This is a genomic window from Streptomyces sp. NPDC058469, assembly GCF_042721125.1.
In the GTDB taxonomy this organism is placed as follows: domain Bacteria; phylum Actinomycetota; class Actinomycetes; order Streptomycetales; family Streptomycetaceae; genus Streptomyces.
Genome location: NZ_JBHXME010000247.1, coordinates 1 through 11,717, shown reverse-complemented (window position 1 = coordinate 11,717; position 11,717 = coordinate 1). Strand labels below are relative to the sequence as shown.

General features: G+C 68.5%; 11 protein-coding genes and 1 pseudogene. 2 read left to right on the top strand and 10 right to left on the bottom strand.

From position 1 onward, the window contains the following. The 6 genes from ACFWP5_RS49605 to ACFWP5_RS49580 all read right to left on the bottom strand — a co-directional run. A partial coding sequence (locus tag ACFWP5_RS49605) for an acyltransferase (RefSeq protein WP_384173098.1) occupies positions 1-400 on the bottom strand: 400 nt, incomplete at its 3' end. A gap of 54 nt (positions 401-454) precedes the next feature. Further along, entirely contained in the window at positions 455-1,456 is a 1,002-nt protein-coding gene (locus tag ACFWP5_RS49600) for an aldo/keto reductase (RefSeq protein WP_384173095.1), read from the bottom strand. A 71-nt stretch (positions 1,457-1,527) separates the two neighbouring features. Continuing rightward, positions 1,528-1,761 carry a hypothetical protein gene (locus tag ACFWP5_RS49595; RefSeq protein ID WP_384173092.1) on the bottom strand — a complete coding sequence of 78 codons (234 nt, stop codon included), beginning with the start codon at positions 1,759-1,761 and terminating at the stop codon, positions 1,528-1,530. A 100-nt stretch (positions 1,762-1,861) separates the two neighbouring features. Beyond that, positions 1,862-3,211: an ABC transporter substrate-binding protein gene (locus tag ACFWP5_RS49590; RefSeq protein ID WP_384173089.1), complete on the bottom strand. Its 1,350-nt coding sequence runs from the start codon at positions 3,209-3,211 to the stop codon at positions 1,862-1,864. A gap of 59 nt (positions 3,212-3,270) precedes the next feature. Beyond that, positions 3,271-4,200 (bottom strand): carbohydrate ABC transporter permease, encoded by a 930-nt coding sequence (locus tag ACFWP5_RS49585; protein ID WP_384173087.1) that lies wholly within the window; start codon positions 4,198-4,200, stop codon positions 3,271-3,273. Then, the gene (locus ACFWP5_RS49580; RefSeq protein WP_384173084.1) at positions 4,197-5,117 is read right to left on the bottom strand and encodes a carbohydrate ABC transporter permease; all 921 of its coding nucleotides are present in this window, start codon (positions 5,115-5,117) and stop codon (positions 4,197-4,199) included. The genes ACFWP5_RS49585 and ACFWP5_RS49580 overlap by 4 nt, the downstream gene beginning before the upstream one ends. Before the next feature lie 299 nt (positions 5,118-5,416). On the opposite strand from ACFWP5_RS49580, the gene ACFWP5_RS49575 reads away from it, so the two are divergent. Continuing rightward, entirely contained in the window at positions 5,417-6,499 is a 1,083-nt protein-coding gene (locus ACFWP5_RS49575; protein ID WP_384173081.1) for a LacI family DNA-binding transcriptional regulator, read from the top strand. Positions 6,500-6,749: 250 nt separating this feature from the next. Further along, positions 6,750-8,222 (top strand): RICIN domain-containing protein, encoded by a 1,473-nt coding sequence (locus ACFWP5_RS49570; protein ID WP_384173078.1) that lies wholly within the window; start codon positions 6,750-6,752, stop codon positions 8,220-8,222. A 113-nt stretch (positions 8,223-8,335) separates the two neighbouring features. Here ACFWP5_RS49570 and ACFWP5_RS49565 read toward each other — a convergent pair. The 4 genes and pseudogenes from ACFWP5_RS49565 to ACFWP5_RS49550 all read right to left on the bottom strand — a co-directional run. Beyond that, positions 8,336-8,572 (bottom strand): annotated as a pseudogene (locus tag ACFWP5_RS49565) (transposase family protein); the annotation flags it as partial. A 56-nt stretch (positions 8,573-8,628) separates the two neighbouring features. Continuing rightward, on the bottom strand, positions 8,629-9,843 hold the full coding sequence (locus ACFWP5_RS49560; protein ID WP_384173075.1) for an IS256 family transposase: 1,215 nt from the start codon (positions 9,841-9,843) through the stop codon (positions 8,629-8,631). 226 nt (positions 9,844-10,069) lie between these two features. Further along, the gene (locus ACFWP5_RS49555; RefSeq protein WP_384173072.1) at positions 10,070-11,278 is read right to left on the bottom strand and encodes a ricin-type beta-trefoil lectin domain protein; all 1,209 of its coding nucleotides are present in this window, start codon (positions 11,276-11,278) and stop codon (positions 10,070-10,072) included. Between the two features lie 37 nt (positions 11,279-11,315). After that, on the bottom strand, positions 11,316-11,717 hold a 402-nt coding region (locus ACFWP5_RS49550), incomplete at its 5' end, for a hypothetical protein (RefSeq protein ID WP_384173069.1).

The window sequence follows — 11,717 nt, the reverse complement described above, 5'->3', positions numbered from 1 at the left end:
CCAGCACGGAGGTGTGGGCGCCGATGCGGACGCCGTCGCCGAGTGTCACGGTGCCGCGGACGGTCGTGAAGGGGTTCAGCGAGCAGTCGGCGCCGGCCGTGATGTCGCCGGTGACGTACGCGTGGGCGCCGACGTAGGAGTCGTCGCCCAGGTGCAGGCGGTCCGGGTACACGGCGGCCGACTTCGCGACGTAGCACCGCTCGCCGAGGGTCACGGTCCCGGTGGCGAGCAACTTCTGTTGCCGTAGCCGCTGTTCGGCGCGCTGCGTGTCCGAGGCGCCTTCGGCGAAGAGCCAGGGGCAGTGCTCGAACAGCCCGTCGTCCTGAGTGGACGCGTCGACCGGCTCATGGATGGTCGGCTCCGGGGCGGGCGCGGGACGGGTTCCGCCGTCTTGGCTCATCAGGTGCTCCTCCACGGGGTAGTTGAGCGATTATGGCCGTCCGCGCGGAGTGCGTCAGTGGGTATCTGTGGTCGCTAGGAGTCGGTCGATCTCGGTGAGTTCGTCGGCGTTCAGGGGTGCGGCGTCCAACGCCGCGAGGTTCTGGTCGAGTTGGGCGACGCTGCTGGCGCCGATGATGACCGAGACGACGCGCGGGTCGCGCAGGATCCAGGCGAGGGCGAGCTGCGCGAGTGTCTGCCCGCGTTGTTCCGCCACCTTGGCGAGGGCTCGGATGAGGGCGAGTTTCTCCTCGGTGAGGGCGTCGCTCTTGAGGAAGTGCCCCACCGCCATCCGCGAGCCGGCCGGAATCCCCTTGAGGTAGCGGTTCGTCAGCAGGCCCTGGGCCAGTGGGGAGAAGGCGATGAGGCTGCTTCCGCTGTCGCCGACGGCTTCCAGTACGCCGGGCTCGACGGTGCGGTCGAGCATGGAGTACGCGGCCTGGTGCAGGAGCAGCGGGGTGCCGAGGCCGCCCAGGATCTCCACGGCGCGGCGGTGCTGTTCCGGTGAGTAGTTGGAGATGCCCGCGTACAGCGCCTTGCCCTGGCGGACGGCGGTATCCAGGGCACCCATGGTCTCCTCCAGGGGTGTGTCCGGGTCGAAGCGGTGCGAGTAGAACACGTCCACGTGGTCCAGTCCGGTACGGCGAAGCGACTGGTCAAGGCTGGACAGGAGGTACTTGCGCGAGCCGCCGTCGCCGTAGGGTCCGGGCCACATGTCGTAGCCGGCCTTGGTGGCGATGAACAGCTCGTCCCGGTACGGGCGGAAGTCCTGTGCGTAGAGCGTGCCGAAGTTCGCCTCGGCGGAGCCGTAGGGCGGGCCGTAGTTGTTGGCGAGGTCGATGTGGGTCACCCCGCGGTCGAACGCCCGGCGCAGTACCGCCCGTTGGTTCTCCAGCGGGGCGGTGTCGCCGAAGTTGTGCCACAGGCCCAGCGAGACGGCGGGCAGGAGCACGCCGCTGTGTCCGGCGCGCCGGTAGGTCATCGAGGTGTAGCGGTCGGCGGCGGCCTGGTGGGCCATTGCGGGAGGTCCTTTCGGAGTGGTGGCGAAGGGAGTGGTGGCGAAGAACGTGACGGGAGCCGGGTGCCCCGCTACTCCTCGGTGGGTCCGAGGTCGGGGGCGTCGCGGAGGTCGACGGTGGGCTTGATGGTGGTGTGGAGTTCGAGGACGGTGATCTCGTTGCGGCCGGGGCGCAGGACCGGCGCGGGGACGTAAAGCGTGTGCTGCGGGCCGCCCGACCAGTACCGGCCGAGGGAGAAGCCGTTGATCCAGGCGTTGCCCTTGGTCCAGCCCGTCAGGGAGGAATCCCTCGTCGAGGATCTCAAGCACGGGCACGGCTGGACTGCTCCTTGTTGCGGGGAGGACGGGGCGGGGCGACCACGGTGCGGTGGTGCCCCGCCCCGTCCTCGGGACGTCCGGCGGCGGTCAGCCACCGCTGACGGTGAAGCCCTGCCGGTTGCCGTACTCGGTGATCCGCTTCTGCCAGGCCGTGAGACCGGCCGACAGGTCGGTGCCGGCGCTGATGGACTGCCCGGCGGTGTCCTTGAACACCGAGTTGGCGTAGACCTGGAAGGGCAGGTACTGCCAGCCGGGGGTGACCTGGGCGGAAGAGGCGGCGTAGACCTGGTTGGCCTGCTGGTCACCGAGCACGGCGATCTTCTTGTTGAGGAAGGCGGGATCCTTCAGCAGCGCCGAGGTGGCCGGGAAGAGTCCGCCGTCGGACAGTGCCTTGGTCGCGGTCGGGTCGGAGTTGAGCCATTCGGCGAAGGCCACCGCCGCGGCCTTGTTCTTGCTGGTCACCGGGACGGCATTCGAGGAGCCGCCGTTCTCGGAAGAGGCCTTGCCGCCGGCCTCCCACTGCGGGACCGGGGCAGCGGCCCACTTCCCGGCGGTCTGCGGAATGGTGGAGGCGATGCTGCTCGGCGCCCAGGCGCCGGCGATCCACGTGGCGTACTTGCCACTGGCCATGCCCTGCCACCACTCGTTGGTCCAGATGGCGGTGGAGTCGGCAAGCTTCTTCGACAACAGGGAGGTCCACAGGGTGCTGACCTTGGTCGCGCCGGCGTCCTTGAGGTTGACCGAGACCTTGGTGGATCCCGAGGTCTGGAAGGGCTTGCCACCCGCCTGCCAGATGAGGCTGTCGACAACGCCGGCGTCGCTCGGGTCCACGGCGGTGATGTAGTGGGTGGGGTCCGCCGCGTGGATCTTCGCCGCGTCGGCGGCGAACTCCTTCCAGGTCTTGGGCGGCTGCAGCCCGAGCTTCTTGAAGACGTCGGTGCGGTAGAACATGGTCAGCGGGCCGGTGTCCTGGGGGACGCCGTAGACCCCTCCGTTGGTCGAGACCTGGGACCACGCGGAGGCGGTGAACTTGTCCTTGAGCGACTGGACGTTGTAGTCGTCCAGGTTGACCAGGTCCTTGGACAGGGCCAGTTCCGGCAGTGCGAAGTACTCGACCTGGGCGATGTCGGGTCCGCCGGTGCCGGCCTTGATGGCGGTCTCCAGCTTGGTGTACTCCGCGGGGCCCTGGCCCGCGTTGACCACGTTGATCTTGATCTTGGGGTGGAGCGCCTCGAACTTGGCGACGATCGGCTTGAGGTTGGGTGTCCAGGTCCAGAAGGTCAGGGTGGTCGCCTTGTCGAGCGCGCCGGCGGTCGAGGCCGCGCTCGCGCCGCCCGAGTCCGCGGACCCGGAGCAGGCGGTCAGGGTGAGAGCCAGTGCGGCGACGGGTGCGGCGGCCAGGAGAAGTCGTCTGCGGGACGGGGGTGTAAGGGACATGGCTGTGGTGCTCCTCTACGTCGTTGTGGGAGGTGGAACCGGGTTCGGGATGGAGGGGGTTACTGCTTGACGCTTCCGCTGGCGAGGCCGGACTGCCAGAACCGCTGCAGGAAGAGGAAGGCGATGATCAGGGGCACGATCGCCAGCAGGCTCCCGGTGACGATCAGCGGGTAGAGCTGTGCTGTGCCGACCGTGCTCTGACCGCTGGCCTGGGTGTTCCACTGGTTCAGGCCCACCGTCAGGGGGAACCAGTGGGGATCGCTCAGCACGATCAGGGGCAGGAAGTAGTTGTTCCAGGTCGCGACGAGCGCGAACAGGAGGACGGTGACGAACCCCGGAGCCAGCAGCCGCAGCGAGATGGTGAAGAAGGTCCGCAGCTCGCCCGAACCGTCGATGCGGGCGGCTTCGAGCATGGAGTCGGGCACCGCGTCCAGCGCGTAGACCCGCATCAGATACAGGCCGAACGGGCTGGCGAGCGCCGGGATCAGCACCGCCCAGGGTGTGTTGACGATGTTCAGCTTGCTGAACAGCAGGTAGGTGGGGACGGCCAGCGCGGTGGTGGGAATGGTGACGGCACCCAGCACCAGGGCGAACAGCGCCTTCCTGCCACGGAACTCGTACTTCGCCAAGGCGTAGCCGCCCGCTGTCGCGATGATCGCCGCTCCGCCCGCGCCCACCACGGAGTAGAGCAGGGTGTTGCCGAACCAGCGCAGGTAGATGCCGTCGTCGTAGGTCAGGACGTCGTGGACGTTCTGGAAGAAGTGGAAGCCGTCGCCGAACCACAGGCCGAAGCTGGAGAAGAGCGACTTGCTGTTCTTGGTGCTGCTCATCAGCAGCCAGAACAGGGGCAGCATGGTGTAGGCGAGCATGAGGAACATGGCCACCGTCAGCGGGGTGCTGCCGCGCCGGCGCGGGGCACGTCGGCCGGAGCCGGCGGGGCGGCCGGGGCGGGTGCGCCGACGGACGGGGGCTGGGGCGGCGGCGGTCACAGGACGCGCTCCTTCCGGGCGGTCCAGAGCTGGACCGCGTAGGCGACGACGGCCGTGACCACGCCGAGCAGGACGGCGATGGCGGCGGAGTAGTTGAACTGCTGACCGTTGAACGCCAGGTTGAAGGCGTACATGTTGGGCGTGTAGCTGGTGGTGATGACGTCGGGCGCCAGCGACTGCAGGATGTTGGGCTCGTTGAAGAGCTGGAAGCTGCCGATGATCGAGAAGATGACGGTCAGCAGCAGCGCCTGGCCCAGCGCCGGGATCTTGATGCTCCATGCCTGGCGGATCGCTCCGGCGCCGTCCATCTCCGCGGCCTCGTACAGCTCTTCCGGTACCGAGCGCAGCGCCGCGTACAGGATGAGCATGTTGTAGCCGGTGTACTCCCAGGTGTTGATGTTGCCGATGGAGGCCAGCATCCAGGGCTTGGACAGCAGGTTCGGCATGGCGACGCCGAACGCGTCCCCGACCTGGTGGACCAGGCCGAAGCTCGGGCCGTACAGATATCCCCACATGAGCGCGGCCACCACGGCGGGGACCGCGTAGGGGATGAAGATGCCGATCCGGAACAGGCCGGCCCAGCGCAGCCGGCCGCTGTCGATGATCAGCGCGGCGAGCAGTGCGAGGCCGAGCATGATCGGCACCTGTACGGCGAGGAAGAGTGCCACCCGGGCCAGCCCCACGCGGAAGAGGGTGTCGCCGAAGGCCCGGGTGTAGTTCTCGAAGCCGACGAAGACGGTGCCGCCGACCAGCCGCTCCTGGAAGAGGCTCAGGTAGACCGCGTACAGCAGAGGTGCGGCGATGGCGATCGCGAAAACCAGCAGGAAGGGTGCGAAGAGTACGTAGCCGAACCGGCCGTGCGGGGAAGTCACCCCCCGGCGGGGCGGATAGGCGGCGGACGAAGACAGCTTGCTCAAGGCTCTGGTCCTGTTCACGCGGTACTGAGGGACCGTGTTTGCGCTAACACGCTTGACTGGATGGGAGACTGCCCGCGCCCGCTCCCGCATGTCAAGAGGGTGTTACCAAAAGGAATCCGACGGGTGTCCAAGGGGACAGAAGCTCCAGATAAGGCGCATGCCGGGCGCTTATACGGTCTGACCTCGCCATCCGAAGGCTCCAGAGAGACCGCAGCGGCACCTGAATTGACTCCAGACCTGTGTTTGCGCCAACATCCATGGTGAGAGCAAGCAGCCTGGACGAGCGAGGAGACCTGGGTATGAGCAGGGCGGGGAGCACCTCGGCCGGAGCCGCCACTGACGGCGTCCCTCCCGCGCGCACCCGGCCGCCCTCACAGTCGGACGTCGCCGCGCTGGCCGGTGTCTCCAGCCAGACCGTCTCCCGGGTCGCCAACGACAAGTCCAACGTCGACGACGAGACCCGACAGCGCGTCCTGGCCGCCATGGAGATGCTGGGGTACCGGACCAACACCGCCGCCCGTGCGCTGGCGACCGGCCAGTTCCGGATGCTCGGCGTCATCAGCTTCGACCTGAGCGCCCACGGCAACGCCCGGACGCTCCAGTCCATCGCGGCGGTGGCCCAGGACGCCGGGTACTCGGTCAATGTCGCCGTGGTCAGGGCCGCCACCGAAGGAGCCGTGCGGCAGGCGTTCTCCCAGCTCACCAGCCAGGCCGTCGACGGCATCGTGCTGATCGAGGCCCAGATCCTTGACCGCCCCGAGCTACGGCTGCCTCCCGGCGTCCCGATCGTGATGGCCGACGGCAACCCCGGCCAGCGCTTCCCCGCGGTCGACAACAATCAGCTCGTCGGCGCCCGTGCCGCCACCGAGCACCTGCTCTCCCTGGGACACACCACGGTCTGGCACCTCGCGGGCCCGCAGGACTCCTACTCCGCCCGCCACCGGGTCACGGCCTGGCACACGGCGCTGAAGGAAGCCGGAGCCCCCGTCCCGCCCGTGAGCTACGGCGACTGGAGCGCCGAGTCCGGCTACGCCATCGGCCGTGAACTCGCCGCCCGGGACGACATCACCGCCGTCTTCGCCGGCAACGACCACATGGCGATCGGCCTGATCCGGGCCCTGACCGAAGCCGGTCGCACGGTGCCGGACGACGTGAGCGTCGTCGGCTTCGACGACATCGCCGAGGCCGCCTACCTCCAGCCACCGCTCACCACCGTGCACCAGGACTTCGAGGAGATGGGCCGCGCCTGCGTCGCCGTCCTGCTGCGGCAGATCGAGGGCGGCGAGTCGATCGCGGGACTGATCGACTCCGTCGAACCCCGACTCGTCGTACGCGCGAGCACCGCGCCTCCGCCGAAGCGGCCGAGGACGAAGAAGCCGTAGGAGCCTGTCAGAGCCCTGCCCGGGGACCCTGATACCCCAGGCGGCCTGCCGCCGAGCGGCGGGGCACCCTTCCCAGCCGGTCTCCGTGCGCCGTTTCGGCGAGATTGCGGCCCGTTGCCCCGGGGCGACGAATGTGTGAACAGACTCTTGACTGCCTCGGCGGGCGGCAGCACACTCCACACAACCCAACATGTTTGCGCAACCATCAACATGCTGGGCACCCACCAGCCCCCACCCGATGAGGTTCGGCATGCCCGCACGCTTTCTGACCTCCGCACGGCGCCTGGGCTCCACCTTCGGCGCGCTCATCGCTCTGACCGCCGCGGCGCTTCTGTCGGCGCCCGCGGCCCACGCCGACACCAACGGCACCTTCACCCCCGGCGCCACCTGGAACGACACCTCGGGCAACGCCCTTCAGACGCACGGACTCGGCATCGTGAAGGTCGGCTCCGACTGGTACGGCTTCGGCGAGAACAAGTCGGGAGAGAGCTCCACCAACGCCCAGTTCCAGTCCATCAGTTGCTACAAGTCCAGCGACCTGTCCCACTGGGCCTACCAGGGGGCCGCCCTGGGCCGGCAGTCGAGCGGCGACCTGGGGCCTAACCGGGTCGTGGAACGTCCCAAGGTCATCTACAACGCGTCGACCGGCAAGTACGTGATGTACCTGCACATCGACAGCTCCAACTACTCCGAGGCCAAGGTCGGCGTCGCGACCAGCAGCACGCCGTGCGGTGCCTACAGCTACCAGGGCAGCTTCCGGCCGCTCGGCTACCAGAGCCGGGACATCGGCCTCTTCCAGGACACCGACGGCACCGGCTACCTGCTGAGCGAGGACCGCGCCAACGGCCTGCGCATCGACAGACTCTCGGCCGACTACCTCAGCGTCACGAGCGCGGTGACGGTCTTCGCCGACTACGAGTCGCCGGCGATGGTGAAGACCGGGGGCCGGTACTACCTGCTCGGGTCCCACCTGACCGGCTGGAACACCAACGACAACGTGTACGCCACGACGACCTCGCTCACCGGCACGTGGTCCGCGTTCCGTACCTTCGCGCCCGTGGGCACCAAGACCTACAACACGCAGACCGCCAACGTCATCCCGGTGCAGGGCAGTTCTGGCACCACGTTCATCTACGCCGGTGACCGCTGGACGACCTCCGATCTGGGCGCCTCGCCCCTGGTGTGGCTGCCGATGACGATCAGCGGCACGACGGTGGCCGTCGGCTGGCAGAACTCCTGGACCCTCGACGTGACCACCGGAACCTGGTCGGGCACCTCCAACCCCGCCGCTGCCACGCACCGGCTCACCGGCGCCGGAAGCGGGCTGGTGATGGACGTCGGCAACGGGTCGACGGCCAACGGCGCGGGCATCGACCAGTGGGGTTCCAACGGGGCCTCCAACCAGCAGTGGACGCTCAAGCAGGTCGCCGGGAACGTCTACACCTTCACGGGCGTGGGCAGCGGCAAGTGCCTCGACGTGCCCAGCCAGTCCACCACACAGGGCATCCAGTTGGACATCTGGACCTGCAACAACGGCACCAACCAGCAGTGGATACTGGAGGCCACCGGCTCCTACACCTCCTCGTCCAACGCCTCTTATGTCCTGGTCAACCTCAACAGTGGTCTGATCGCGGACGTGACCGGAGCGTCGGCCACCGCGGGAGCGACCGTCGAGCAGTGGGCCGCCACCGGGGGCACCAACCAGACCTGGACCCTGAACTGACGCCGATAGACCTGATCGGCTAGGTCGGCTAGGTCGGATCAGCAGCAACAGGGGTGGCCACGACAGACTGTGGCCACCCCGCAACGGCACCGACGCCGGTTAACTGAGCTTCTTCAGCGTTGCCGCTCCAGGGTGAGGACGGCTTTGGCGATTGACGTCATGCGGTTCGGGCTGCACCGGGATCTGCGGAAGATGCGCCAGGACTTCAGGCGTGCAGCGCCGCGTTCGACCGGTGTCCGTGCAGCGGACAGCGCGCGGTTGAGGGTCTTCTCGGTGAGGGTGAGTTCCTGCAGGGGCCCGCGTTTGATGCCGGTATTCACCCAGGGGCCGCCGCCCTGGTGGGCGAGATCGGGTCACGTCCGCGGGAGTGGTGTATTGACGGCCACTCGGTGATCTCGTTTTGAGGCTATGCGCTGAGTTCGGTGGGCAGGGTGGTCTCGTCGGTTTGTGACTCGATCGGGTGGAGGCGGGCCTTGGCGAGCAGGTCGAGTCCCATGTAGCGGCGGGCTTCGGTCCATTCGTCGTTCTGCTCGGCCAGGACCGCGCCGACCAGGCGGATCAGGGCGGTGCGGTCGGGGAAGATGCAGACCACGTCGGTGCGGCGGCGGATCTCCTTGTTGAGGCGTTCCTGCGGGTTGTTGGACCAGATCTGCCGCCAGCTCTCGCGCGGGAACGCGGTGAAGGCCAGCAGGTCGTGCTGGGCGGTGTCCAAGTGGGCTGCGGACTTGGGGAACTTGGCCTCCAATGCGTCCAGGACGTGCCGCATCTGGGCCCTCACAGCGTCGGCGTCGGGCTGTTCGAAGACGGTCCGCAGCAGCGTGGCCACCCACGGCTGGGCCGATTTCGGGACCTGGCTCAGCAAATTTCGGGCGTAATGGGTTCGACAGCGCTGCCAGGAAGCGCCGGGCAGGACCGCGCCGATCGCGTTCACCAGGCCGGTGTGTGCGTCGGAGACGATCAGCTGGACTCCGTTCAGGCCGCGGGCGGTCAGGGAGCGCAGGAAGGCGAGCCAGCCGGCGCCGTCTTCGGCGGTGGCGACGTCGATGCCGAGGATCTCGCGGTGTCCGTCGGCGTTGACGCCGACCGCGACGAGGGCGTGGACGTTGATGATGCGGCCGCCCTCGCGGACCTTCTGGGTCAGCGCGTCGACCCAGACGAACGCGTAGGGCCCGGCGTCGAGGGGCCGGTTGCGAAACGCGGCGACCTGTTCGTCCAGGTGTTTCGCCATCACCGAGACCTGGGACTTCGACAGTTGGGTGACGCCGAGGGACTCGGCGAGTTTCTCAACTCTGCGTGTGCTGACGCCGAGCAGGTAGGCGGTGGCGACCACGCTGATGAGGGCTTGTTCGGCCCGGCGGCGTCGTTCGAGGAGCCAGTGCGGGAAGTAACTGCCCTGCCGCAGCTTGGGAATGGCCAGTTCGACGGTGCCCGCCCTCGTGTCCCACTCGCGTGGGCGGTAGCCGTTGCGGTGGTTGACACGTTCGTCGCTGACCAGTCCGTATTCGGCGTTGCAGAGGGCGTCGGCCTCCGCGGACATGAGTGTGTCGGCGAACGTCTTGACCATCGCGCGCAGCAGATCGGGACTCGCCGCGGCGAGGTTGTCCTCCGCGAGGGCGTGCAAACCCCCGGATCAGGTCGAACCCGTACACCATCTCCATGGACGCAACCTCAGCTTGTGCAACGACCGTACAAGATGATCTTCGGAAGGGCTCATTTGCGCAGGTCAGAGACGCCGTAGAGGAGTTCCTGGACATCTAGCTTTCGTACGGGACATCTGAGCGTGACGTGGATGTCCGGGGTGTCCAGGGTGCCGCCGTGCCTTCACCGGTACGGCGGCACCGCCGTGTTCAGCGGGTGCTCCATTTCTGGTTGTCCTGGCCGTTGCAGTCCCAGAGTTGGAGCCGGGTGCCGTTGCCGGTCTTCTGGTCCTTGACGTCCACGCACTTGTTGGCCTGCGGATTGACCAGGTCGTTGCTGGAGTTGAGGCGGAACTGCTGGGCCGGGTTGCCACTGCACACCGCGATCTGGATCACCGCGCCGTTCGCCGACGAGCCCCAGGCGACGTCCATGCACAGGCCCATCGAGCGGATCGTGCCGTCCGAACGGAAGTCCCACTTCTGCCAGTTCTTGCCGGTGCAGCTGTTGATCTGCAACGGCGAACCGTCGGCGCCCTTGTGACCCACCATCTCGATGCACTTGTTGGAGGCGTGGCCGTAGATGGTGGTGCCGGGGGCGGTGGTCACCGTCTTGGTGGCCGTGGCCTTGGTCGTGGTGGACTTCTTCTTCGAACTGCCGCCGGAGGACGCCTTCTTGGGGGCGTCGGCCGTGCTGCCCGCGATCACTCCGGCACCGGCTCCGGCCGCGGCGCCCGCGCCGTTCTTCACCGTGCTCTTCTTGCCGCCGGTCGTGTGCGAGGGCGTCGGCTTCGGCGAGGTCGGGTCCGGGCTGGCCGAACCGTAGGCGCCGGCACCGCTGTCCGTCGTCGCCCCGTTCAACACGGTCCCGGCGTCGGCCACTTGGTCCGACGGCTTCCCGTCCGAACTCGACCTGCCGAGCAGCCCGGACACCAGGAACGGCACGCCGATCAGCAGCGCACCGGCTATCGCGGCTCCGGCGAGGAGGCCTCGGGAGGGGCGGCCGAAGGCGGGGGCGGCTGTGGCGGTGTCTTCGCCGGTTTCCGAGCCGGCTCCAACTCCGTCTCCGGATTGGACTGTTGCCGCTCCGGCCAAGGCCTCGGGGCCCGGGTCGGGGTCGGCGTGGGTGTCGGCGTGGGGGTCGGGTGCGGCTTCGGGGGTGGTGCCTTCGTCGGCGCCTACGACGGCTTCCGCGGTGGGGAGTTGGGCTGCGGCGGCGAGCTGCGCGGGGGGCGTGAGTGCCGCTTCCGCCTTCGCTGCGGTCTCCGGGGCGGCGCCGGTGCGAGCGGCCGTCGTCTCGCCGCTGGTCGGCGGGAGTACCGCTTCGGTCTCGGGGGCGCCGCCCGCGGTGGTGTCCGGGGCCGGAGTGGGCTCCGCCCCGCCCGTCGCTGCCTGGTGCTGCGGGCTGTTCTTGCCGGACATGCTGTTCCTTCCAGAAAAGTGATCGGGTGACGACCGGTCAGTCGTCGTCCGGGGCGGGCGGGGTGACCGAGAACCGGTTGCCGTCGAAGTACAGGGTCAGGGGGGTGCCGTCGGCCGGGCCGAACCGGTGAGTACGGCCGTCGGGGCCAAGCACCTGGACCGGCCGCCCGGTGTCCCGTGCGACCAGTGCCGCCAGGGTGGACACGTAGGTGGGGGTGTCGGGGCGGGCCAGCACGAGGGCGAGGCGCGCGACGTCGTCCAGTCCGGCCTCCGCGACGGTCACCGTGCCGTTCTGGAGGATCGACTGGGCGCGCAACTCCTCGGTGAGGGCGCCGATTTCCGCCAGCGCGTCGGTCCTGACTGAGGTGTTCGGGGCGGGGAGCGCCGCGTCGTCGGGGGCACCGTTGGCCGCTACGTCGGCTTGAGCCCAGGTGAGGAG